20 protein-coding genes are annotated in these 23,081 nt (G+C 60.3%); 6 read left to right on the top strand and 14 right to left on the bottom strand.

Features of this window, described 5'->3' with window-relative positions; genetic code table 11:
• Window positions 1-61 precede the first annotated feature (61 nt).
• From BLW70_RS22265 to BLW70_RS22235, 7 genes are all read right to left on the bottom strand, one after another.
• Window positions 62-724 carry a flavin reductase family protein gene (locus BLW70_RS22265; RefSeq protein WP_074877629.1) on the bottom strand — a complete coding sequence of 221 codons (663 nt, stop codon included), beginning with the start codon at window positions 722-724 and terminating at the stop codon, window positions 62-64.
• A gap of 12 nt (window positions 725-736) precedes the next feature.
• Window positions 737-2,224: an amidohydrolase family protein gene (locus tag BLW70_RS22260; RefSeq protein WP_074877627.1), complete on the bottom strand. Its 1,488-nt coding sequence runs from the start codon at window positions 2,222-2,224 to the stop codon at window positions 737-739.
• Window positions 2,221-3,417: an amidohydrolase family protein gene (locus tag BLW70_RS22255; protein ID WP_074877625.1), complete on the bottom strand. Its 1,197-nt coding sequence runs from the start codon at window positions 3,415-3,417 to the stop codon at window positions 2,221-2,223. The genes BLW70_RS22260 and BLW70_RS22255 overlap by 4 nt, the downstream gene beginning before the upstream one ends.
• A gap of 141 nt (window positions 3,418-3,558) precedes the next feature.
• Window positions 3,559-4,623, bottom strand: a complete 1,065-nt coding sequence (locus BLW70_RS22250) for an extracellular solute-binding protein (protein ID WP_074880752.1) — start codon at window positions 4,621-4,623, stop codon at window positions 3,559-3,561.
• A 39-nt stretch (window positions 4,624-4,662) separates the two neighbouring features.
• The gene (locus BLW70_RS22245; protein ID WP_046048507.1) at window positions 4,663-5,451 is read right to left on the bottom strand and encodes an ABC transporter permease; all 789 of its coding nucleotides are present in this window, start codon (window positions 5,449-5,451) and stop codon (window positions 4,663-4,665) included.
• The gene (locus BLW70_RS22240) at window positions 5,448-6,365 is read right to left on the bottom strand and encodes an ABC transporter permease (RefSeq protein WP_074877623.1); all 918 of its coding nucleotides are present in this window, start codon (window positions 6,363-6,365) and stop codon (window positions 5,448-5,450) included. The genes BLW70_RS22245 and BLW70_RS22240 overlap by 4 nt, the downstream gene beginning before the upstream one ends.
• A gap of 1 nt (window position 6,366) precedes the next feature.
• Window positions 6,367-7,452 carry an ABC transporter ATP-binding protein gene (locus tag BLW70_RS22235; protein WP_074877621.1) on the bottom strand — a complete coding sequence of 362 codons (1,086 nt, stop codon included), beginning with the start codon at window positions 7,450-7,452 and terminating at the stop codon, window positions 6,367-6,369.
• Window positions 7,453-7,592: 140 nt separating this feature from the next.
• Here BLW70_RS22235 and BLW70_RS22230 point away from each other — a divergent pair, with 140 nt between their 5' ends.
• From BLW70_RS22230 to BLW70_RS22215, 4 genes are all read left to right on the top strand, one after another.
• Window positions 7,593-8,282, top strand: coding sequence for a GntR family transcriptional regulator (locus BLW70_RS22230; RefSeq protein ID WP_074877619.1), 690 nt, complete (start codon window positions 7,593-7,595; stop codon window positions 8,280-8,282).
• Window positions 8,283-8,602: 320 nt separating this feature from the next.
• Window positions 8,603-10,714 (top strand): hybrid sensor histidine kinase/response regulator, encoded by a 2,112-nt coding sequence (locus BLW70_RS22225; RefSeq protein WP_074877617.1) that lies wholly within the window; start codon window positions 8,603-8,605, stop codon window positions 10,712-10,714.
• Between the two features lie 168 nt (window positions 10,715-10,882).
• On the top strand, window positions 10,883-13,510 hold the full coding sequence (locus BLW70_RS22220) for an excinuclease ABC subunit UvrA (protein WP_074877615.1): 2,628 nt from the start codon (window positions 10,883-10,885) through the stop codon (window positions 13,508-13,510).
• A gap of 174 nt (window positions 13,511-13,684) precedes the next feature.
• Entirely contained in the window at window positions 13,685-13,873 is a 189-nt protein-coding gene (locus tag BLW70_RS22215) for a hypothetical protein (RefSeq protein WP_074877613.1), read from the top strand.
• 50 nt (window positions 13,874-13,923) lie between these two features.
• Here the strand turns inward: BLW70_RS22215 and BLW70_RS22210 are convergent, their stop codons facing one another.
• Entirely contained in the window at window positions 13,924-14,445 is a 522-nt protein-coding gene (locus BLW70_RS22210; RefSeq protein WP_074877611.1) for a DUF4142 domain-containing protein, read from the bottom strand.
• 217 nt (window positions 14,446-14,662) lie between these two features.
• On the opposite strand from BLW70_RS22210, the gene BLW70_RS22205 reads away from it, so the two are divergent.
• Window positions 14,663-14,905: a DUF465 domain-containing protein gene (locus BLW70_RS22205; RefSeq protein ID WP_074877609.1), complete on the top strand. Its 243-nt coding sequence runs from the start codon at window positions 14,663-14,665 to the stop codon at window positions 14,903-14,905.
• A gap of 147 nt (window positions 14,906-15,052) precedes the next feature.
• Here the strand turns inward: BLW70_RS22205 and BLW70_RS22200 are convergent, their stop codons facing one another.
• The 6 genes from BLW70_RS22200 to BLW70_RS22175 form a co-directional block, all read right to left on the bottom strand.
• Window positions 15,053-16,144: an SMP-30/gluconolactonase/LRE family protein gene (locus BLW70_RS22200; protein ID WP_074877607.1), complete on the bottom strand. Its 1,092-nt coding sequence runs from the start codon at window positions 16,142-16,144 to the stop codon at window positions 15,053-15,055.
• Window positions 16,141-17,286, bottom strand: coding sequence for an SRPBCC family protein (locus BLW70_RS22195; RefSeq protein WP_074880751.1), 1,146 nt, complete (start codon window positions 17,284-17,286; stop codon window positions 16,141-16,143). The genes BLW70_RS22200 and BLW70_RS22195 overlap by 4 nt, the downstream gene beginning before the upstream one ends.
• Window positions 17,287-17,392: 106 nt before the next feature.
• Complete coding sequence (locus BLW70_RS22190; protein WP_074877605.1) at window positions 17,393-18,256, bottom strand: LysR family transcriptional regulator; 864 nt, start codon at window positions 18,254-18,256, stop codon at window positions 17,393-17,395.
• Window positions 18,257-18,463: 207 nt separating this feature from the next.
• Window positions 18,464-20,311 (bottom strand): amidohydrolase, encoded by a 1,848-nt coding sequence (locus BLW70_RS22185; protein WP_074877603.1) that lies wholly within the window; start codon window positions 20,309-20,311, stop codon window positions 18,464-18,466.
• A gap of 306 nt (window positions 20,312-20,617) precedes the next feature.
• The gene (locus tag BLW70_RS22180) at window positions 20,618-20,932 is read right to left on the bottom strand and encodes an SCP2 sterol-binding domain-containing protein (RefSeq protein WP_008154977.1); all 315 of its coding nucleotides are present in this window, start codon (window positions 20,930-20,932) and stop codon (window positions 20,618-20,620) included.
• Window positions 20,933-20,996: 64 nt separating this feature from the next.
• Complete coding sequence (locus BLW70_RS22175) at window positions 20,997-21,707, bottom strand: histidine phosphatase family protein (RefSeq protein WP_074877601.1); 711 nt, start codon at window positions 21,705-21,707, stop codon at window positions 20,997-20,999.
• A 203-nt stretch (window positions 21,708-21,910) separates the two neighbouring features.
• On the opposite strand from BLW70_RS22175, the gene sohB reads away from it, so the two are divergent.
• Complete coding sequence (gene sohB, locus BLW70_RS22170) at window positions 21,911-22,933, top strand: protease SohB (RefSeq protein WP_074877598.1); 1,023 nt, start codon at window positions 21,911-21,913, stop codon at window positions 22,931-22,933.
• Window positions 22,934-23,081 lie beyond the last annotated feature (148 nt).

The raw sequence follows: 23,081 nt of genomic DNA, 5'->3' as shown, positions 1-23,081 counted from the left end.
TCTGTGTCACAGCGGACGCAGAGCGTCCCTGGCTGCGTTCCCACGCAGAGCGTGGGAACGATCATTTACCTGACGGCCAAAACCTTTCGCCGCCCCCCGGCGCATCCGTCCACGCCTGCAACGAGCGTGTCGGCAAATCGAAATAATCCCGCGTGCGCGCATACCCATGCCCACCCATCCGGCCAATCGCATCGAGCCCGAGTTGATCGATGTACAAGGTTTTCGGGTCGATCAATTCATCCCGCACATGCGCCATCAACACTTCGCCAAAGATAATCTCCCGTGACTGCCCGATGGACAGCGCCATCATCCGTCGACACTCCAACGCCACCGGGGCTTCGCCGATTCGTGGGCATTTGACCGTGGTGCCGGGAATGGCGGTGAGGCCGGCGGCCGTCAGTTCGTCGAAACCGGGGGCGAACGGCACGGCGCAGACGTTCATGGCTTCCACCAGGGCATCGCTGACGATGTTCACGGTGAATTCCTGGTTGAGCTGGATATTGCGCGTGGTGTCCTTGGGGCTTTGGTCGCCGTAGTTTTCCACGCCCAACGCGAGGATCGGCGGGTCGGCCGAGAGGGCGTTGAAGAAGCTGAAGGGCGCGGCGTTGATTCGGCCTTCGCCGTCGATGGTGGTGACCAGGGCAATCGGCCGGGGCACCACGCTGCCGATCAGAATCTTGTACTTGTCTCGCGGGCTCAATTGGCTGAAGTCAAAGCTTTGCATGGGCAGAATTCTCTAAAGAAGGGGATCAATCGCGCTCAGTGGCGCGTCTGCGCTGTAGTCGTCAGCGAACGGAATGGCCGGTTTGAACAGGCCTTTCCAGTCCGGTTGGCCGAAGGCCCGGTCGCTGTGGCTGCGCATCAGTTTTTCGAATTGTTGTTGCGCCTGGCGTTGCAGGGCGGGGTAGTCGACGCCTTGAACCTGACCGTCCTGCATCACACAGCGGCCGTCGATGTAGCTGGCGATGCAGTCGTCACCGCGCCCGGCCAGCACCAGGTTTTTCAGTGGATCGAACAACGGCCCCAAATGCAGGCCGCGAAGGCTGAACACCGTGATGTCGGCCTTGGCGCCCGGTGCCAGGCGGCCCAGATCATCGCGACCCAAGGCCTTGGCGCCGCCGAGGGTGGCGGCGTTGTACAAATCCAGGGTGCTGGTGAGCGAGTTTCCGCCCTCCATCAATCGCGCAATGTTCAGACCCTGGCGCATGTTTTCCAGCACATCCGCTGGCCAGGTGTCGGTGCCCAAGGCGAAGTTGATGCCCTTGGCCCGATAGCGACCGAAGGAGTTCAGCGCCTCACCGTCACGGGCAAACACCACCGGGCAATGCACCAGACTCGCGCCGCCATCCACCACGCGTTGCAGATCGTCATCGCCGCAGGTGTAGATGCCGTGGGGCAGCAGGCTGCGCGGGGTCAGCAGTTTCAATTGCTGCAACCAACCCAGCGGCGAAGTACCGCGCAGTTGTTCGACCATCGCCACCTCACCGAGCCCCTGGCAGCAATGCAAACGCATCGGCGCGTTCAGTTCCCGACTCAGCGCGGCAGTGCGTTGCAGCAGGGCCGGTGTGCAGGTCTGGATCCGGTCCGGCAGCAGCGCGCCACGAATCAAACCCTCGTGCGCACCGTCGAAATCACGGAAAAACCGCGCAGCCGCGTCGAGCCCCGCCATGCCCCGCGTTTCATCCCAGTGATGCCCGAGGCTTCCATCGGCGCGCCAGTAACTCATGCCGCTCATGTAGCAGGGACCAAGGTAAGTGCGCAGCCCCAACTCGGCAGCGACTCCGACCACCGCAGAAAACTCGTCGTAGGTCTCGGCCCATTCGCGGTAATACATCGAAGTGATCGGCATGGCGGTGGTGATGCCGTTGCGGATCAGCTGGGTGAAGGCGTAGCGGTATTTGAAGACTTCTTCATCGGGGCTGTAACTCTCCCGCGGACCGCTCGCCAGGTAATCCTCGGACCACATCCGGCCCATGTCGCGTTCATCGCCGTTGTCCAGCGTCAGCACCGTCGAATCAAGATCGCCGAGTGCATCCAGGTCGATGAAACCGGGTCCGATCAATGCGTTGCCGTAATCGACCCACTGGTCCACCGGCCCTGGATAGCCACGCCCGACAAACACAATGCGCGAACCTTCGAACACCACTTCGCCGTCGCGCCACAGCACATGCCGGGTGCCGTCGAACCCGACCACGCAACTGGCTTTCAATCCAATCCTTTTCACAGACGGCTTTCCAGCAGTTGGCCACCCGAGGCGATCAACTCACCGCCGCGATAAACCTGGCGCATCGGCCGCGACACCACCGCTTCACCCAGCGTCTGCACCGGCATCAGCAAAAAATCCGCCGGCTGACCGATCTCCAGACCATAACCCTCACAGCCCAACGCCCGAGCGCCATTCACTGTGGCGGCTTCAAACGCCGCCATCAGTTCATCGTCTTTGTTCAAATCGAAACGAAACGCCAGCAGCATCGCCCGTTCGAGCATGTCGCCGTTGCCCATGGGCGACCAGGCATCACGAATGCCGTCCGAACCCAGGCACACGTTCACCCCGGTCTCGCGCAATGCGAGAAACGGCGGCACCGCGCAATCGGCCGGCGCCGAACTCATCAGGGAAATGCCCAGGGCCGCCAAACGCTCGGCCACCGGTTTGACCTGACTCCACGGCAACATCCCAAGGCAGTACGCGTGGCTGATCATCACCCGACCCTGACGCCCGAAGCGTTCGGTGTAGTCGGCGATCAGTGCGATCTGCCACAGGCCCAGTTCGCCCTTGTCGTGCAGATGAATGTCGACGCCACGCTCGAATTCGCTGGCCAGCTTAAACACGAAGTCGAGCTGGGCGATGGGGTCATTGTCGATGCCGCAGGGGTCGAGTCCGCCAACGTTTTCCACGCCCAGGGCCATGGCTTCGCGCATCAGTTCGGCGGTGCCGGGGCGGCTGATCAGGCCGGTTTGCGGGAACACCACCAGTTGCAGGTCGATCAGGTCGCGGTAGGCTTCGCGCAGCTGTTGCATGGCCTCGACGTGGCGCAGGCCGAATTCCGGGTCGATGTCGACGTGACAACGCATCGTCAGCGAGCCACGGGCGATGCAGTTTTCCAGCAGGGCGCCGGCACGCTGGACAATCGGTGCCTGGACGTCACGCAGCACACGGCGCTCGTTGGCGATGTAGTCCTTGAGCGTCGGGCCGGCGCTGTTCGGGCGCCAGGGTTGACCCCAGAGGGTTTTGTCGAGGTGGACGTGGCTTTCGACCAGGGCCGGGGTGAGGAGCTGGTTTTGGCCGTCGATGTCGGTGGGGGCCGGCGGCGCGTTGGACGCGGGGCGTCGAGCCTTGAACAGGCCGTTTTCCAGAAGCAGGTCTTCGGCGGAGGAGCCGTAGGGGCGCACGTTGCGTAGCCAGCGGGGTTGGGTCATTGCATACCTCGAATTTTGTGGTGTTTGGGCGGGCCTCATCGCGAGCAGGCTCGCTCCCACATTGGATTAGTGGTGTTTACAAAATCCCTGTGGGAGCGAGCCTGCTCGCGATGGCCGCGACTCGGTCTCAAACCCAGCCAATCAACCCTTGAGCTTCGACCAGATCCGGTCCTGCAGCTCACGCGCCTTGTTGCTGCACTCTTTTTCCGGGCGCAGGCGCGAGGCGAACTCGTCGGGCATGTTGATCGCGTCCATCACCCGCCATTTGGCGTCGATCAGTTTGTCGCTCTGGATACCGTTGGCGTAGGCGATGGCGTTGGACACGGCGGCGGCGTTTTCCGGTTTCATCATCCAGTCGATGAAGAGCTTCGCGTTGCCAGGGTGCGGGGCGCTTTTCGGTACGGCGAAGTTGTCCTGGAACATCGCCAGGCCTTCGCGCGGGTACACGTACTTGATGGTGCTTTTTTGCAATGTGGCCCGGGCAGTGGAGCCGTTCCAGTTTTGCATCATGATCACTTCACCGGAGGCCATGCGGTCGACGGTGTTGTCCGAGCTGTACATCTTCAAGTGCGGTTTCTGTTTTTGCAGCAGCTCCAGAATGCGCTTGGCGTCCTGCGGGTTTTCGCTGCATTCGTCCACGTTCAGGTAATGGCTGGCCGCGTTGATCACACTGCTGGACGTATCGAGGGCGGCGAGTTGGCCTTCGAGTTCCTTGCGTGGTTCGAAGAACTCTTTCCAAGAGTCATCGAGCTTGCCGCCGGGCACCCGCGCGCTGTCATAGGAAAACCCGGTGGTGCCCCACAGGTACGGAGCGGAGAACTTGCGGCCCGGGTCGAAACTCGGGTCGCGGAACGCCGGTTTGACGTACTGGAAGTTGGGCAGGTTCGACGCGTCGATTTGCAGCAGCAGGTTCTGGTTGATCAACGTGCGCATGATCGACTGCGACGGCACGATTACGTCATACGCCGCGCCACCGGCCTGCAACTTGGCCAGCAGGGTTTCGTTGCTGTCGTAGCCGTCCATGGTGACCTTGATCCCGGTTTCCTTTTCGAACTTGGCCAGCAGTTCCACCGGGTAGTAGTCGGTCCAGTTATAGAAGAACAATTCCTTGGGTTCGGCGGCCTGCGCGGTGAAAACGCTGAAGCAACCGAGGGCCAGACCGGCGACGCCGTAACGCATGCTTTTGAAGATCGTGTTTTTCAACATCATGGTTTTACGCTCCGAAAGTACCGCGAAGGAAAGGGCTCATTGGTTTTTGCCGCGCTGTCCCAGCCAGAAGGCCAGCACCACCAGCACGATGGAAATCACCAGCATCAGGGTCGAGATCGCGTTGATCTCCGGCGTCACGCCGGACTTGATCGCCGAGAAGATGTACACCGGCAACGTCGTCGAACCGGGGCCGGCCACGAAGAAGGTCATGATGAAATCGTCGAGGCTGACCACGAACGCCAGCACCGACCCGGACAACACTGCGGGCCACAGCAGCGGTAGCGTCACTCGACGAAACACCTGCCACGGGTTGGCGTACAAATCGTTCGCCGCCTCCAGCAAGCTCTTGTCCAGATCATTGAGCCGCGCACGGATCGGCAGGTAGGCGAAAGGAATGCAGAAGCCAATGTGCGCGACGATCACCGTCAGCAAACCGAGCTTGATCCCCAGCGCCATGAACAGCAGCAGCGTGGCGACGGCGGTGACGATCTCCGGCAGGATCAGCGGCAGGTTGATCCCGCCCTCGACCATCTTCTGTCCATAGAACGGCCGGTACGTCGCCAACGCCGCGAGCAACGCAATGGCCGTGGCACAGACCGTAGCGATGCCGGCGACGATGATCGAGTTCAGCGCTGCCGTCTGGATCGACGGGTTGGCCAGAATCCTGCCGTACCAGGCGAACGAGAACTCGGTCCATACCGTGGCCGAACGGTTGGCGTTGAAGCTGTAGGCGATCAGCACGAAGATCGGCACGTACAGATAGGCCAGGATCAACAGGCTGACTTCGCGGGTCAGGGGCAGTTTTTTCAAGTGCAGGGCGATCATGCGGTGGCTCCCCGACGTAGAGTTTTGGCGGCGCTGCGGCTGTAGAGGGCGTAAAGCACCAGGGACAGCAGCAGAATCCCCAGCAACAGGAATGACAGCGAACTGCCCAGCGGCCAGTTGCGCGCGGTGCCGAACTGTTGCTGGATCAGGTTGCCGATCATCAGTGTCTTGCCGCCGCCGAGAATCGCCGGGGTAATGAACGCACCGAGACTCGGCACAAACACCAGCAACGCGCCGGCAATCACGCCGGGCATCGACAGCGGCAGAATGATCCGCTTCAGCGCGTGCCAGCGATTGGCGCCGAGGTCGTACGCGGCTTCCACCAGACGCCAGTCGAGTTTTTCCAGGGTCGAGTAGATCGGCAAAATCATGAACGGCAGGAAGCTGTAGACCAGCCCGACGCTGACGGCGAAGTCGTTGTAGAGCAGGGTGATGCCACCCGCCTGGGGGAACAGCGCGTTGAGGCTCTGGGCGACCCAGCCGTGCTCACGCAGGATGATCAGCCAGGCGTAGTTGCGGATCAGCAGGTTGGTCCAGAACGGAATGGTGATCAGCAACACCATGAGGTTGCGCCGCTGCGGTGTCAGGCTCGACATCCACAAGGCCACCGGGAAGCCGAACAGGAAACACAGCAACGTGGTGCCGCCGGCCTGGAACACCGAGCGCAACAGCGCCTGGGCGTAGACCCAGTTCAGCTCCAGTTCACCGTCGAAACCTTCCTGGAAAAACAGCTGCACGTAGCTTTGCAATTGCCAGTCGGCCTGCCAGTCGACGCCGCCGTACACATTGCGCGGCAGCAAGCTGATGTAGCCCATGATGCCGAGCGGAATGGCGATCAACGCCAGCAAAGTCAGAACCACCGGGCTGAGCAACAGCGCACGGCTGAGGGCGGGAGAAGTGCTGCTGACGCTCATCTCAGGCCTCCATCAACAGGCAGGCATGGGGCGGCAGGTTGACCGCGACGCGATCACCGACCACCCGGCCACGGTTCAGGCCTTCGTTGTTCTCGCGCAGCATGACCTTGATGTCGTTGTTCAACCGGCACTGATAGAGCGTGGCAGTGCCGACATACAACACCGCTTCGATCACGCCGCGCAGGTGATGCGGTTGCGCCAGGTCGACCAGTTGCGAACGTTCCGGGCGGAAGGCCAATTGCACGCTGGCGCCGTCGAAGCCTTGGGCCGGGCAGGGGATTTCCACCGGCATGCCGTTCGGGACGAACAGTTTTTCGTTTTGCTGGCCGCGCTTGATGTGGCCCGGGAGGAAGTTGATGTCGCCGATAAACTGGGCGACAAACTGATGCTTGGGTCTTTCGTAGATATCGTTCGGCGTGCCGATTTGCAGGATCTTGCCGGCGGACATCACGGCGATTCGATCGGACAGGGTCAGGGCTTCTTCCTGATCGTGGGTGACGAAAATGAAGGTGATTCCGGCTTCCTTCTGCACGCGCTTGAGTTCGACCTGCATTTCCTTGCGCAGCTTCAGGTCCAGCGCCGACAGCGGTTCGTCGAGCAACAGCACTTTGGGTTTCGGCGCCAGAGCCCGGGCCAGCGCCACGCGCTGTTGCTGGCCGCCGGACAATTCGGCCGGTTTGCGCTGGGCCAGGTGTTGCATTTGTACCAGCGCGAGCATCTCATCGACCCGTTGCGGGATGAGCTTGCGATCAAGACCCTGCATCTCAAGGCCGAAGGCGATATTCTGCGCGACGCTCATGTGCGGAAACAGCGCGTAGCTCTGGAATACGGTGTTGACCCGGCGCTTGAACGGTGGCAAATCATTGACCGGTTCGCCCGCCAGACGAATCTCGCCTTCGCTGACCTGTTCGAAGCCGGCGATGGTGCGCAGCAGGGTGGTCTTGCCGCAGCCGGAAGGGCCGAGCAAGGTGAAGAATTCATTGTCGGCAATGTCGACTGAAACGTTGTCGAGGGCTGGAGCCAGCCCCGGATCGTCGGAATACCGCTTGGAGACGTTACGCACTTCAATCGCAGTTGGATGACCCATATTGGTGCATTCCTCTAATTATTGTATGCAATATCTGGATGCAATCTACAAATAACCGGATTAATCTGCTCGTGCAACCCCCTTTTTCAAAGGCTGTTCATCGCCTGGGGCCGGTTGTTTAGCGCTAAAGGAGTGTTCAGATGACCGAGAAAAAACTCGAGACCACGGTCGACCGCGTCTACCAAGGGGTTTACGAGGCGATCAGCAAACGTTCATTGCGTCCCGGGATGAAGCTGGGCGAAGCGTCATTGGCCGAACTTTTTAATGTCAGCCGGACGTCGGTTCGTGCCGCGCTCAAGCAGTTGGAAGCCGATGGCCTGGTGACCACCGAGCCCAACAAAGGGGCGTCGGTGTCGTTGCCCAGTGATGAGGAAATTCGCTCGCTGTTTGAAACGAGGCGCCTGGTCGAGATCGGCATCGTCACCGAGCTCTGCCGCCGTCGTGATACTGCCGTGACCCAGGACCTGCGTGATCACCTGTTGCTGGAGGATGAAGCACACCGCAGTGGCGACCATGAACGGTTGATTCATTTGCTGGGTGAGTTCCACATCAAACTCGCGCAAAGCCTGAACAACCCGGTGTTGCTGGACTGGTTCCGCAAGCTGATTTCCCGCGCCTCGCTGTACGCCGCGGCACTGGATGACGACAGTCACGAAGCGTGCCGCGACGACGAACACCTGCGGCTGATCGAGTACATCGAAGCCGGTAACCAGAGCGCGGCGATCGAACTGACCTGCATGCATTTGAATGGCATCGAGAAGGCCATTCTCGACGTCGCCGCCACGTTGAAAACCGACTACCACCCGCTCAAGCACCTGATCGAGGTCTAACCACGCTGAAACCGTGTAGCAGCTGTCGAGCCTGCGAGGCTGCGTTCGGCTGCGCAGCAGTCGTAAACCCTGCATCCAAGATTGTCCTGACACACCGAGGTGTTTGTTTTCACGACTGCTTCGCAGCCGAACGCAGCCTCGCAGGCTCGACAGCTGCTACAAAGTCCTCAGGGAAAACCCACAAAAATCTGCAAGTCCAGAATCAGCTAACCTCTATGAAACCATTGGCGACGACGATGCTCGAAACAAACGGGCACGCACCGTCCTCATGCCGTTGCGATCCCTTAAGCCGGTCATCTACAGGGATACAGAGTCAGTCGATGCAGTTTCTAGACGATAGCCATGGGTGTGCAGGCTGGAACGGTGAAATGGCCGAGCGCATCCGCGCGTTCGACTGGAGCGTGACTGAGCTCGGGCCCATGCACGCCTGGCCCAGAAGCTTGTGCAGCGCGGTGCAGTTGATGCTCGCGTCGCCACTGCCGATGGTGATGTTGTGGGGCCGGCCGGGTTACATGATCTATAACGATGCGTACTCGAAATTTGCCGGTGGCCGCCATCCTTACCTGTTGGGTTCCCCGGTGGAACTGGGCTGGCCGGAAGTCGCCGAATTCAATCGGCATGTGGTCGACACTTGCCTGGCCGGCGGCACGCTGTCCTATCGCAACAAAGAGCTTGTGCTTTTGAGGGACGGCATACCCGAAGACGTCTGGCTGGATCTCTATTACAGCCCGGTGGCGGATGACGACGGGAAACCGGCCGGGGTCATGGCGATGGTGGTCGAGACCACTGAACATGTGATTTCCGAGCGCCGTCGTCAGGCCGCCGAGGACGCCTATCACGCCGACAACGAGCGGGTGCGCCTGGCGCTCAATGCCGGGGCTCTGCTCGGCTCGTTCGTTTGGGACATCAAGGACAATGTGCTCTCCGGCGATGAGCGTTTCGCCCGTACTTTTTCCTACCCGCCCGACCAGAACCTGGCCGACCTGCCAATGGACATCGCGCAGGCACGGATTCATCCCGATGACCGCATCTGGATGCAGGAGCAGATCAATCAGGCAATGAAAACCGGCGACCCCTTCAATGCCGAGTGTCGGGTCCTGCGCCCTGATGGCAGTTACCTGTGGGTACTGGCGAGCGGAGGCTGCGAGTTCAACGAGCAGGGCGAACCGTTCCGTTTTCCCGGGGTGTTGATCGATATCCACGAACGCAAGATCGCCGAAGAATCCCTGCTCAAGTTCACCCGTAATCTGGAGCAACGCGTTGCCGACGAAGTCGAAGCGCGACTGGCCGCTGAAGAACAACTGCGTCAATCGCAGAAGCTCGAAGCCATCGGCGGCCTCACCGGCGGCGTGGCCCATGACTTCAACAACCTGTTGCAGGTGATCGCCGGCAATCTGCACTTGCTGGCGCGGCATGAACCGGACAATGCCAATGTGCAGCGCCGGGTCAGCGCTTCGATTGCCGCGGTCGAACGTGGCGCCAAACTGTCTTCGCAATTGCTCGCATTCGCCCGTCGTCAGCCCTTGTCACCAGCGGTCTGTGATCTGCGCCAGGTCTTCGATGGGCTCGGGGAATTGTTGCAGCGGGCGCTGGGGGAAACCATCCAGATCAACGTCAGCGCGGCCGAAGCCCTTTGGCACATCTACGTGGACCGCAATCAACTGGAAAACGCCATCCTCAATCTGGCGATCAATGCCCGCGACGCCATGAAGGGCGAGGGGACCATTGACCTGAGCGCCGAGAACATTGTCCTTGATCGCAAGTTTTGTGCAGGCAAGGGCATCGTCGCCGGCGACTATGTCTGCGTGGCGGTGGCTGACAAAGGTATCGGCATGTCCCCGCAAGTACTCGCACAGGCTTTCGAGCCGTTTTTTACCACCAAGGCCGATGGCCAGGGCACGGGGCTGGGCCTGAGCATGGTGTTCGGTTTCGTCAAGCAGAGTGGCGGGCATATCGAGATTTCCAGCGTGATCGGGCACGGCACGCGGGTGCAGCTGTATTTCCCTCGCAGCTTGCGCCCGATGCTCAACGAAACGGTACGGCATGACCCACGACAGCGAGGCGGACACGAAACCATTCTGGTGGTCGAGGACAACGAGGCGGTGCGCAGCTCAGCGGTGGAGTTGCTGAGTGAAGAAGGTTATCGAGTACTGACGGCGGCCAATGGCGACGTGGCGATGCAGATGTTGCTGGAGGGCGCGGTGGTGGACCTGATTTTCACTGACGTGGTCATGCCCGGCCTGATCAAAAGCGCGGACCTGGCCGCCTGGGCCAAAGTGCAGACGCCGCCGGTGGCCGTGCTGTTCACCTCGGGTCACACCCGTGACATTATTTCGCGCAATCACCAGCTCAGTCCTGATACGCATTTGCTGAGCAAACCCTATGGTCCCCAGGCGCTGACCCGAATGGTGCGCACCGTCCTCAATGGCTAACTCGATTGATCGTTCCCACGCTCCGCGTGGGAATGCCTCTAGGGACGCTCCGCGTTCCAGCTCTCGAAAGGGACGCGGAGCGTCCCGGGCTGCATTCCCACGCGGAGCGTGGGAATGATCAGGTACAGGTGAACCGCATTTTTTTGAACCTTCCAATCAAGGCCGCTCATGACATCCAAGCGCACTTCCAATCCCCCCTCCGGCATGGTCAGGGTGCGTGGCGCCCGGGAACACAATCTGAAAAACGTCGATGTCGACATTCCCCGGGATGCCCTGGTGGTGTTCACTGGCGTGTCCGGTTCGGGGAAATCGTCGTTGGCGTTCTCGACCCTCTACGCCGAAGCGCAACGTCGCTATTTCGAATCCGTGGCGCCTTATGCGCGGCGCCTGATCGATCAGGTCGGCGTGCCGGACGTCGACTCCATTGAAGGCTTGCCGCCGGCGGTGGCGCTGCAGCAACAACGGGGTACGCCGAGCACGCGCTCTTCGGTGGGCAGCGTGACGACGTTATCGAGCCTGATCCGCATGCTGTACTCCCGGGCCGGCAGTTACCCGCCGGGGCAACCGATGCTGTATGCGGAAGATTTTTCGCCCAACACGCCACAGGGCGCGTGCCCCGAATGTCATGGGTTGGGGCGGGTGTATGAAGTCACCGAAGCGTTGATGGTGCCGGACCCGAGCCTGACCATTCGCCAGCGCGCGGTGGCCTCCTGGCCCACGGCCTGGCAGGGACAGAACCTGCGCGACATCCTGGTGACGATGGGTTACGACGTTGATAAACCCTGGCGCGATCTGCCGAAAAAACTGCGCGACTGGATTCTCTTCACTGAAGAAACCCCCACGGTGCCGGTGTATGCCGGGCTCACCCCCGAAGAAACCAGAGTCGCGCTCAAACGCAACATGGAACCGAGTTACCAGGGCACGTTCACCGGCGCCCGGCGCTACATCCTGCACACCTTCAGCCATTCCCAAAGCGCGTTGATGAAGAAGCGCGTCGCGCAATTCATGCTCGGCAGCCCGTGCCCGTTGTGCGATGGCAAACGGCTCAAGCGCGAGGCGCTGTCGGTGACCTTTGCCGGTTACGACATCGGCGAACTGTCGCAGATGCCATTGCTGCAAGTGGCCGAAGTCTTGAAACCAGTCGCCGCTCACAGCTACCTCGAACAGGCCGAGGCAGTGGGCGAAGTGCTGACGCACGACCAGACCCGCGAAGCCCGCGAGCAACGAGTGGCCCACGGCGCCAGTGGTCACGCCAATGCGCCGGATGTACGCCACACACCGAACTTGTCGGTGGAGAAACGCCTGGCCGCGCAGCGGATCGCTCAGGACTTGCTGGAACGGGTCAGCACGTTGACCGATCTGGGGCTTGGTTACCTGGCGCTGGACCGCAGCACGCCGACGCTGTCGTCCGGTGAATTGCAGCGCCTGCGCCTGGCGACTCAATTGGGTTCGCAGTTATTCGGCGTGATCTACGTGCTGGATGAACCGTCAGCCGGATTGCACCCGGCGGATGGCGAAGCCTTGTTCGAAGCCTTGCAACGCTTGAAAGCCGCCGGCAACACTTTGTTTGTGGTCGAGCATGATCTGGAAACCATGCGCCGCGCCGATTGGTTGATCGATGTCGGCCCGGCGGCCGGCGAGCATGGCGGCCAAGTCCTGTACAGCGGGCCACCGCCAGGGTTGGCAGGGATAACGAACTCCCAGACCCGCGCCTACCTGTTCGCCGAGCAAGTCACCCAATCACGTGTCAGCCGAAAGGCGACCGATTGGTTGCGACTCGAAGGCATCACCCGCAACAACCTGAACAACCTCAGCGCCGAGTTTCCACTGGGCTGTTTCACCTCGGTGACCGGTGTCTCCGGTTCCGGCAAATCGAGCCTGGTCAGTCAGGCGTTGCTGGAACTGGTGGGCGCGCATCTTGGGCGTGCGGCAAGTGACAGCGAGCCGCAAGAGTTGAGCCTTGAGGACGACGCACCGCAAGTCAGCGGCGGACAGGTCACGGCGGGGCTGGAATCGATCAAGCGCCTGGTGCAAGTCGATCAGAAACCCATCGGCCGCACACCGCGCTCGAACCTGGCGACCTACACCGGGCTCTTCGACAACGTGCGCAAACTGTACGCCGCCACGCCTCAAGCCCAGGCCGAGGGTTACGACGCGGGCCAGTTTTCCTTTAACGTCGCCAAGGGGCGATGCCCCACGTGCGAAGGTGAAGGCTTTGTCAGCGTCGAGTTGCTGTTCATGCCCAGCGTCTATGCCCCGTGTTCGACCTGCCACGGCGCGCGCTACAACCCCGAGACGCTGGCAATCATCTGGCAAGGGTTGAACATCGCCCAGGTGTTGCAACTGACGGTGGACGAGGCGGTCACGGTGTTTGCCGAGCAACCGGGTATTCGCCGGTCGCTGGAGGTGCTGCGCGATATCGGCCTGGGTTACCTGCGCCTCGGTCAGCCGGCGACCGAGTTGTCGGGCGGTGAAGCCCAGCGGATCAAACTGGCCACCGAACTGCAACGCAACCAGCGCGGGGCAACCTTGTATGTGCTCGACGAGCCCACCACCGGTTTGCACCCACGGGATGTCGATCGCTTGCTCGAACAGTTGAATACGCTGGTGACGGCGGGGCATACGGTGATCGTCGTCGAACATGAAATGCGCGTGGTGGCGCAGAGTGACTGGGTGATCGACATCGGCCCCGGTGCGGGGGATCAGGGCGGAAAGATTGTTGTGGCAGGCACACCCCAGAAGATCACCAAGAGTAAAAAGAGCCGGACGGCGCCCTTTTTGGCCAGAATCCTTTGATCGTTCCCGCGCGGGACGATCGGTTCACATACCGTCCCGCTTGCGCCGGATTTTGTCCAGCCGTTCACTCGAGCATAGGCGATTCATTCGATGGAACGTTGTTTGCGCAGCGGCTTCGAATCTTCAAGGCCCGACTGTTTCAGCCGCGCATGTGCAGTGATGAACGAGGTACTTATGAACGATGACAGTGATCTTGAGGAAAACGCAAAAACCCCCGAACCGGAAAGCGCAGACAAAGCGGTCGACCAGAAGCAACGCCACACCGATAACGACAACGAGTTCAGCCCGGGTTTCAAGCCGAATCCCGACCGGCCCAAACCCGGGGATGACACCGATGCCGATATCGATACTGATGGTGGTTAGTCAGGAACTGAAAAGGCCGCATCAAACGATGCGGCCTTTTCGTGGGAGGGTTATTTGTCTGGATGAGCAGCCTGGAGCTTTTTCGCCATTTGCAGATGTTTCTCCAGCGCCGGCAGCATTTTCTGCGCGAACCCTTTCAGATCAGTGGCGCCTTTGGTTTTGTCGTCCGTTACGGTGTTGGCTTCTTTCTTGAACAGCTCAATGGTGTCTTCATGGGCTTTCACCTGATTGTTGGCGTAGGCCGCGTCGAAAGATTCATCGCGCAAGTCGAGGATTTTCTCTTTCGCCTGTTTGACTATCGTCGTGCTGTCCGGTACCTCGATGTCGTGCTTTTTCGCCAGCGCCGCCAGTTCATCGTTGGCCTTGGAATGGTCGGTGATCATCATGTTGGCGAATGCCTTGATGTCCGCCGATGAGCTTTTTTCCAGGGCCAATCGGCTCGTTTCGACTTCCGCGATACCACCCGCGGCCGCCTTGTCGACGAAGTCATTGGAAGTGGCAGCGAAAGCCGTGCCCATGCTGGTGCTCAAGGCAACGGCCAACGTGAGGTAGCGCAGGGTAAATCCGTCCATTGGTTATTCTCCACACAGGTTTTCATGGGCGATCGATTGATCGTTAACTTGTGGATGCCGACGAGCGGGCAAAGGTTTTATTGCGTTTACGGCAGGGCGACGAACGGGCACCGCTGGTCTGATAGGCGGTCGACAGGAGGGGCTAACCGAGGCCATTCTGATAGTTGGTGAACGCCATTGATCGCGTTTGCCTCCGATCAACAAACGGAGGTGTTCCATGCCGGTGCCACACGACCTTTATCAGGATCTCAATCTTTCAAAGGAAGATATCCAGCAAAAACGCACCAAGGATCCATTACTGGATTCACTGATCAACAAGTATTCACAGGCGGATGCTGAGGTCGTAAAGGCCGAAACCGCCAAATCGGATGCGCCCAGCGATGACGCATTGAAGAAACTCAAGGAGAAGCGCGTGCAGGTTAAGCAAAAGATCGTTGATCGGCTCCAGACGCCGTCCTGACGCGCCCTGTCTGGTCACCGACGATCGGTGAATGAAAAATTGGAACGGCGATAAATACCGGCACCTCGAATGTTCAGGGTCCGAATCTACGGCTCCATGCGAGGTGCCCCATGAATCCAGGATTCGCCAGCTGCTACATTATTGAGCTTACTTTTGTAACGCCGTACTGAGTGGCAATCGCGCCATGTGTCTGGCCTTCAACGACCCGAAATACAACCAGTCTCCATACTCGCGAACGGTGGTGATCGGCGAATAGTTGTCGCGGCTACCGTCCTGCAAGTTGGCGATCACTTTGCCGTCCAGATCCAGGCCCAGGGCGAAGGCGCGTTTCTCCACCGGCTTAGGCAGGAAAGTCATGGCCCGCACAATCATCTTGCGCACGAATGGATGCGGCGCAGTGGCATCGAGCAAGGCATTGCGCGGCGCATAGAGCGCCACCCAGAAGCGGTCTCGACCATTGAACGCGAGGTTGTCCGGCAACCCTGGCAGGTTGTCGATGAACAGGTCCCGGGTGCCGGCTTTTGGCCCGCTCAACCAGTAGCGACTGATGCGATAGGCGCCCGTTTCGTTGACCAACACGAAGGCATCGTCCGGTCCCAACGTCACACCGTTGGCGAATTCCAGCTTATCCAGCAGGACCGCGGTCTTGCCGGTCTGGAAGTCATAACGCAGCAAGCGGCCATCGCCGCCGTGCTCGATGATCGCGTCGCCGTCACTGCCGTAGCCAAAGCGGCTGGAGGCATCGCTGAAATAGGCGTAGTGCCCGGACTTGTCGATTACCACGTCGTCGGTGAAACCGAAGGGCACGCCGTTGGCCGTGGTGGTCAATGGAATCAAGCGGCCCTGGACATCCAGAGACAGCAAGCCCTTGACTCCGTCGGCAATCACCAGCATCCCGTTGGGATGACGGGCCAGCCCCAAGGGTCTGCCGCCCGTATCGGCCAGGACCTTGGTGACCTTGCCGTCGAGGCTGGTATGGATCAATCGGCCGTCATGCAAACCCGTGATGAGCGCGTCTTCCTCCAGCAGCAACGCTTCCGGGCCGTCGATATCAGCGGCGCCAACGCGCTCCACACCTTTGAGGCGCTGATTGTCGGCATAGATGCCGCTGGTGAGGGAGGGCGCCGGTGACGGTGTCCAGGCCACCGGTTGTACCTTGGTCGGCATCAGTAGCAAAAAGGCGCCGATGGCAATGATCAGCAGCAATACCACATGGCGAAACCTGGCGGTTCGACTCACGCGCTGACTCCTGCCGGGGCTAGCTGTTTTTGCGCCATCTCGCGCAATGTCAGCATCGACGCTGCCGATTCACGATCGATGCGGCGCTTGAGCAGCAGTCGATTGGCAATGCGCATCGCCAGGCTTCTGAACTGATACTCCAGGGTGCGGACAAAGCGTGTGCTATCGCCCCGGGCCTCGCATTCGTAAGTCACTACCAAAGACAACCCGTGATCGTCATGGGCCCAGGCACTCCAGCGGCGTCCTGGCAGGTATTCGTTAACCTCCCAGTGCAGGTGTCCCTCACGCCCGCCGGCCTTGATGTCTTCCTCGAATCGCCCTCCGGCATGCAGCGGACCGCCCTGGCCATTGACCTTCAGAGACGAGGGATGCCACTCCGGCCAGCGGGTCACAGTGCAGGCATAGGCGAGCACGTCAATCGGGTCTCCAGCAATGTCGATGTGATGCTGCATGCAGGTCATGGGCGTTCTCGTCGAGTGCAGGTCAGTCGGCTCCGGTTCCCAATAGAGGGTGCCGAACAGGTAGTCCATCAGCGGCAAAACGATATTGAAATTGCGCTCCTGCATCAGCTCACGACGGTGATGCAGTTCGTGCAGGCGGCGCATCTGGCAGATCCACGGCAACCGTGTGAGGAGATTTTCCGGCGGCAGGTGCTCGCAGGCATGGAACACTTCGTAGGCCAGGTAGCCGAGGACCAGGCAGCCGCCGATCAACCCGGCGACGTTGGCATCGAACTGCTTGAACAGCCACCAGACGGGCAGGGCGATGACGAGCGTGTGCAACACGATCAGCCAGGCTGGAAACAGAACCACCCGCCAGTCTCGCGCCGTTTCGTAGGTCATATGGCCAGGGGCGAAAAAGCTGTGATGGTCGCCGGCATGGCGGGCGTAGAACATTCGCGCGAAGTTCTTTTTGTGATGCCCCAAGTGCCGATGGACCATGTACACCCCGAAGTTGAAAAACAACAACGTCAACGGCACAGCCAGCCATTGCAGTGGCTGAACCTGGTGCACCGTGCTCCAGAATCCGCCGATGGCCAGCAAGCCGAACAGCAGCACAAAAGTGCCGTGCAGCCATGGGTTGTAGAGTGGATGAATTGCAGCGCGGTAGCGGGCGCGGAATGCTTCGGTGGTCTGCCTCACTGCAATCACCTGTCGTTATTGTTATCTCCAGCAGAGTAGCCGATCCCGGCGTTTTGGCTGGCGCAACCTTGAGGACTTAACCGCCATGCTTCGGTGCAAACCGGATTCAGGTCAGCGGGTTCCAGCGTTGCGACCAGTCATCGTCGGATTTGATCACTTCGCGAAGCAGGTCGAAGGCTTGTTGCAGGGTCGCCGAGTCGCGGTCGCGGGAGTAAACCAGATAGGTCGGGTAGCTGAATTCGGGGGCTTTGGGCACTTGCTCCAGCACACCGCTTTGCAGATAACTCTGGACCACCCGGGTGCGGAAGTAGCCGCTGCCGCCGTTTTCCAGGATGTACTGCAAGCCCAGTGGGCCAAGGTTGAAGCTCAACGCGGCCTTGGCTTTTTCCGGCAGGGCCGCATCGTGTTGACGGCGGAAGTCCGGGCCCCAGTCGATGTACACGTAGGGATCAGGTCTTGCGGCCAGGCGGATGAGGACCAGTTTTTCTTCCAGTACCTGTTCGACTTGCAAGCGTGGCCAATACTCGGGCTGGTAAACCAGCGCCGCATCCAGAACCCCCAGTTCCAGCTGTCGCAGCAGATTTTCACCGTCACGAATTTCCATGCGCAGGGCATGGCTGGGGATCTTCTCGCGCAGCGCTCCGGCCCAACTGAGCATCAGCGGATTGCACAGGCTGACCTCGCCACCGATGTGCAACACGTCGCGATAACCTTCGGGTAACGGCAAGTCCCGGCGCGCCGCTTCCCAGGTTTCGACCAGTTGATTGGCGTAGACCACGAAGGCTTCACCGTTCGGCGTCAGGCGCGCACCGGCTCGGTTGCGCACGAACAGGGTGCTCCCAAGTTGGCTTTCGAGTTTTTGCACGCGCGCGGTGATCGCGGTCTGGGTGACGTGGAGTTTTTCGGCGGCTGCGGCAAGGCTGCCGTGGCGGACGATTTCCAGAAAGGTGCGGGCGAGATCGATATCCATGGGGCGGCCGGAGGGGGAGGTGCGCCATTGTAAGAGCACCGCTCAGCTGTGGCGAGGGAGCTTGCTCCCGCTGGGGCGCGAAGCGGCCCCAAAACCTGTTGCCACGATTCTCCAGATACGCTCCCGGTCGGATGGTTTACGGCTGCTGCGCATCCGAACGGGAGCAAGCTCCCTCGCCACAGTTTCCCCTTTCACTTGGCTATTCGTTCAAAACGCAAAACACGAACAACCAAACGCGCCCCAGAAACCGGCGAAATCGCTGACGGGCGCCGACGACAGCCGCGCCCGTTCATGGCGATGGGCATGCACCGCGCAAGCCCCGACACATTGATGAACCTGCGCCGTCAGCGGCGCCAGGGGTTTCCAATGGCCCGGCACTTTGGCAACGGGCGACCACTCCGGTACCACCGGGATGGGAGGCGGCCCGAGTTTTTCAAACTCGACGCTGCCGTAGACAATCTTGCCGTCAACGATGGTCAGGACCGATTCGATCCATTTGACCGCTTCATCCTCGATGTGGAAATAGTCCGCCGACAGCGCAATCAGGTCCGCGAGTTGCCCGACCTTGATCTGGCCTTTTTTACCCTGCTCGGAGGAAAACCAGGCGCTGCCGTGGGTGAAGAGTTCCAGCGCGGTATCGCGGCTCAAGCCTTGCGGGTACAGCGCCAGACCACCGACGGTGCGACCGCTGATCAGCCAGTACAGCGAAGTCCAGGGGTTGTAGCTGGAAACGCGTGTGGCATCGGTGCCAGCGCCGACCGGAATGCCTTCGGCGAGCATACGAGCGATGGGCGGGGTGGCTTCGGCAGCCTTGGCGCCGTAACGGTCGACGAAGTATTCGCCCTGGAAGGCCATGCGATCCTGGATCGCGATGCCGCCACCCAGGGCTTTGACCCGTTCGATGTTCTGCGGGGTGATGGTTTCGGCGTGGTCGAAGAACCACGGCAAACCGTCGAACGGAATGTCGCGATTAACCTTCTCGAACACGTCGAGCATGCGGCTGATGGACTCGTTGTACGTGGCGTGCAAACGGAACGGCCAGCGCTGCTCCACCAGATGGCGGACCACCGGTTCCAGTTCCTGTTCCATGGTTTGCGGCAGGTCGGGGCGGGGTTCGAGAAAGTCCTCGAAGTCGGCCGCCGAGAACACCAGCATTTCCCCGGCACCGTTGTGCCGTAGAAAATCATCGCCCTGACCGTAGTGGGAGGTGCTGGTCCAGTTCTTGAAATCGGTCAGTTCTTCTTTCGGCTTCTGGGTGAACAGGTTGTAGGCGATCCGCACTGTGAGTTGCTGGTCTTTGGCCAGTTGCTGGATGACTTGATAGTCGTCCGGATAATTCTGATAACCGCCGCCGGCATCGATGGCGCTGGTGACACCCAGGCGGTTGAGTTCACGCATGAACTGACGGGTCGAATTGACCTGGTATTCCAGCGGCAGTTTCGGTCCCTTGGCCAGGGTCGAGTAGAGAATCATCGCGTTGGGGCGGGCGATCAGCATGCCCGTCGGGTCACCATTGGCATCACGCTGGATTTCGCCACCCGGCGGATTTGGCGTATCGCGGGTATAGCCGACCACCTTCAACGCGGCGCGGTTGAGCAGGGCACGGTCGTAGAGATGCAGGACGAACACCGGGGTATCCGGCGCGGCCTTGTTCAGTTCATCAATCGTCGGCAGGCGTTTTTCGGCGAACTGGAACTCGTTCCAGCCACCGACCACCCGCACCCATTGCGGCGTGGGCGTGCGGTCGGCCTGATCCTTGAGCATGCGCAGCGCGTCGACCAGGGATGGCACGCCTTCCCAGCGCAGTTCAAGGTTGTAGTTGAGGCCACCACGGATCAGGTGCAGGTGCGAGTCGTTTAGGCCGGGAATCACCGTGCGACCGTGCAGGTCGACAATTTGTGTGCCGGGGCCTTGCAGGGCCATGGCCTGGGCGTCGCTGCCAACCACCACAAAGCGTCCGTCCTTGATCGCGACGGCACTGGCCTGAGGTTTCTTGCGATCGACGGTGTGCAGGCGTCCGTTGTACAGGATGAGGTCGGCGGGGGCGTCGGGCATGGTTTTACTCCCTGCGATTAGCGGGCTGATCCAGGCACCGACGGCGCCTGCCGTAAGGCCTTGCAGTACACGTCGGCGGTTAAATCCGTCGTGGTCGTCAGGTGGGCTCATGGGCAGTGCTCCGCGCAAAGGTTCTTGATAAAAAAGCGAGGCAAGCAGCCGATGTCTGACGCATGCGGCCAGAAGGAATATAGACGGCAAATCCACAGGTAGCCGTTTTCCAATGGCGAAAAACGACGAATCCCGCCACGAGGGGCGGGATTCATTTGCAGCCAGGCGTGCCCCCGAAGGTCGGGGGCGGCACGCTTAGGCCGGGAACAGCTCGGACAGTTTCATGGCCAGCATCATGTCGCCTTCGGCGCGCAGCTTGCCGCCCATGAAGGCTTGCATGCCGTCGGTTTCGCCGCTGACGATGCCTTCCAGGGTTTCGCCGTCCATCACCAGAGTCACCTGGGCGTCCGGGTTTTCGCCTTCCTGCAGCTCGCAGGTGCTGTCCTTGACGATCAGCGAGAAATTCTTGGTGTCGTCGATGCGGAAACCGAATACCAGGTCCAGACCGGCAGCAGCGGCTGGGTTGAACTTGGCTTTCATTGCTTGTACGGCGTCAGCTACGGAGGTCATGGTTTGATCCTTTCTTGGGTAATTAGAGCTGGGTGAATACAGCCAGGGTCACAATAGTCCGGACTCAGCGAAACGTGATGAGATCCGGGGCCTTCAACAGTTGCAGGTGCGCATGACTGTTGAAAGAAGACAGCGCCACTTCGCGACCGCGAAACTTCAGCAGGTTGAGCGAGGTGTTGACGATTTGCCAGTTCAGTTCAAACGCCTGCTTGGCGGGCATTTGCGTAATGAGATGGAGCAGGGCCGTGATAGTGCCGCCGGAGGTGAACACGGCGATTTTCTGGGTGTTGTCGGCGCTTTCGAGGATCCGCTGCAGACCGGCTTGCACCCGTTCGACAAACCCCAGCCAGCTTTCCAGGCCCGGAGTGTCATAGGTGCCAGCCAGCCAGCGTTCGATGATCAGGGCGAAGATGCGCTGGAACTCGCCGCGGTTTTGCGCGGCATTGCGCAGGATGTGCAGCGCTTCGGGTTCGTCCGGTAACATGGCCGGCAGCAGCGCGCGGATTACCGCGTCGGCGTCAAACTCATTAAAAGCGGAATCGATTTCCAGGACGGGAACCGGCAGGCCTGCCGCAGCGAACTGTTCCAGCGCGCTGTTGGCCGTGTGCTGCTGGCGGCGCAGGTCGCCCGAGAGGCAGCGATCGAAGCTGATGCCCAGCTCGGCGAGGTGCTGGCCGAGGACTTCTGCCTGGCGAACACCGGTCGGCGACAGGACGTCATAGTCGTCTGCACCAAAGGAGGCCTGGCCATGTCGAATCAAGTAGATACTGCCCACGTCCGCGTCATCCCGGTACGTTGAAGGTTCGGCGAGGTTATGAGGATGACGGTAAGCTGTCAATGAAAAAACATACGCTTGTTTGAAATGCCCGATACAGGGCTGTTGCCAGAGGTTTCACGGCTGGCCGCCAGGGCGGCGCATGGGTATGCTGGAGGCATCCCGCGCGCGTTCATGCAGCGCATCGTATTAAAGGAGTCCCTGTGGAGTTTTTTGCCGAGTACGCAGTTTTTCTGGCTAAGACCGTGACACTGGTGATCGCCATTCTGGTGGTCCTGGCCAGTTTCGCGGCGTTGCGCAGCAAAGGTCGACGCAAGTCGGTCGGCCAGTTGCAAGTCAGCAAACTCAATGATTTCTACAAAGGGCTGCGCGAACGCCTGGAGCAAACCTTGCTCGACAAGGACCAGCTCAAGGCCTTGCGCAAGGTCGAAGCTAAATCCGAGAAAAAGCAAAAGAAGAAAACCGAAGCCAAGCCACGGGTGTTTGTGCTGGATTTCGACGGCGACATCAAGGCCTCGGCCACTGAAAGCCTGCGCCATGAAATCACCGCACTGCTGACCCTCGTCACGCCCAAGGATGAAGTGGTGCTGCGCCTGGAAAGCGGCGGCGGCATGGTTCACAGCTATGGCCTGGCGTCCTCGCAACTGGCGCGTATCCGGGATGCCGGCGTGCCGTTGACCGTGTGCATTGACAAGGTCGCGGCCAGCGGCGGCTATATGATGGCGTGCATCGGCGAGAAGATCATCAGCGCGCCGTTCGCGATCCTCGGCTCGATTGGTGTTGTGGCGCAGTTGCCTAACGTCAACCGTCTGCTGAAAAAGCACGACATCGACTTTGAAGTGCTGACCGCCGGCGAGTACAAGCGCACGCTGACGGTGTTTGGCGAAAACACCGAGAAGGGCCGCGAGAAGTTCCAGGAAGACCTGGACATCACTCACCAGTTGTTCAAGAACTTCGTTTCGCGCTATCGCCCGCAACTGGCCATCGACGAAGTGGCCACCGGCGAAATCTGGCTCGGTATCGCCGCGCTGGACAAGCAACTGGTGGACGAACTCAAGACCAGCGATGAATACCTCGCCGAACGAGCGAAGAAGTCCGAGCTGTACCACTTGCACTACGCCGAACGCAAAAGCCTGCAGGAGCGCATCGGCATGGCGGCCAGTGGCTCGGTCGATCGTGTGCTGCTGAGCTGGTGGAGCCGGTTGACCCAGCAACGCTTCTGGTAATACTCGACAAGCATCACCGTTAAAAAATGAAACCGTGGATTCTTCCCCGGTTTCATTTTTTTTGGGCGGGTTTCAAGTCCATCCATTTTCCTTACGGTGTTTGCGAATTTTCCTGAGATATGTGTCGATCGCTCCCGCTTCCGGTTGA

Origin of the sequence: Pseudomonas frederiksbergensis, assembly GCF_900105495.1 — a bacterium.
GTDB lineage: Bacteria > Pseudomonadota > Gammaproteobacteria > Pseudomonadales > Pseudomonadaceae > Aquipseudomonas > Aquipseudomonas frederiksbergensis.
The sequence above is the reverse complement of the archived record's forward strand: the minus strand, read 5'-3'. Positions and strand labels throughout refer to the sequence as shown.

Bases quoted from the DNA above. Each gene is read 5' to 3' on its own strand.
- BLW70_RS22255 (WP_074877625.1), bottom strand. From the start codon at position 3,417: ATGACCCAACCCCGCTGGCTACGCAACGTGCGCCCCTACGGCTCCTCC.
- BLW70_RS22180 (WP_008154977.1), bottom strand. From the start codon at position 20,932: ATGACCTCCGTAGCTGACGCCGTACAAGCAATGAAAGCCAAGTTCAAC.
- BLW70_RS22250 (WP_074880752.1), bottom strand. From the start codon at position 4,623: ATGTTGAAAAACACGATCTTCAAAAGCATGCGTTACGGCGTCGCCGGT.
- BLW70_RS22205 (WP_074877609.1), top strand. From the start codon at position 14,663: ATGCCGGTGCCACACGACCTTTATCAGGATCTCAATCTTTCAAAGGAA.
- BLW70_RS22235 (WP_074877621.1), bottom strand. From the start codon at position 7,452: ATGGGTCATCCAACTGCGATTGAAGTGCGTAACGTCTCCAAGCGGTAT.
- BLW70_RS22265 (WP_074877629.1), bottom strand. From the start codon at position 724: ATGCAAAGCTTTGACTTCAGCCAATTGAGCCCGCGAGACAAGTACAAG.
- BLW70_RS22210 (WP_074877611.1), bottom strand. From the start codon at position 14,445: ATGGACGGATTTACCCTGCGCTACCTCACGTTGGCCGTTGCCTTGAGC.
- BLW70_RS22185 (WP_074877603.1), bottom strand. From the start codon at position 20,311: ATGCCCGACGCCCCCGCCGACCTCATCCTGTACAACGGACGCCTGCAC.
- BLW70_RS22240 (WP_074877623.1), bottom strand. From the start codon at position 6,365: ATGAGCGTCAGCAGCACTTCTCCCGCCCTCAGCCGTGCGCTGTTGCTC.
- BLW70_RS22245 (WP_046048507.1), bottom strand. From the start codon at position 5,451: ATGATCGCCCTGCACTTGAAAAAACTGCCCCTGACCCGCGAAGTCAGC.
- BLW70_RS22190 (WP_074877605.1), bottom strand. From the start codon at position 18,256: ATGGATATCGATCTCGCCCGCACCTTTCTGGAAATCGTCCGCCACGGC.
- BLW70_RS22225 (WP_074877617.1), top strand. From the start codon at position 8,603: ATGCAGTTTCTAGACGATAGCCATGGGTGTGCAGGCTGGAACGGTGAA.
- BLW70_RS22220 (WP_074877615.1), top strand. From the start codon at position 10,883: ATGACATCCAAGCGCACTTCCAATCCCCCCTCCGGCATGGTCAGGGTG.
- BLW70_RS22215 (WP_074877613.1), top strand. From the start codon at position 13,685: ATGAACGATGACAGTGATCTTGAGGAAAACGCAAAAACCCCCGAACCG.
- BLW70_RS22230 (WP_074877619.1), top strand. From the start codon at position 7,593: ATGACCGAGAAAAAACTCGAGACCACGGTCGACCGCGTCTACCAAGGG.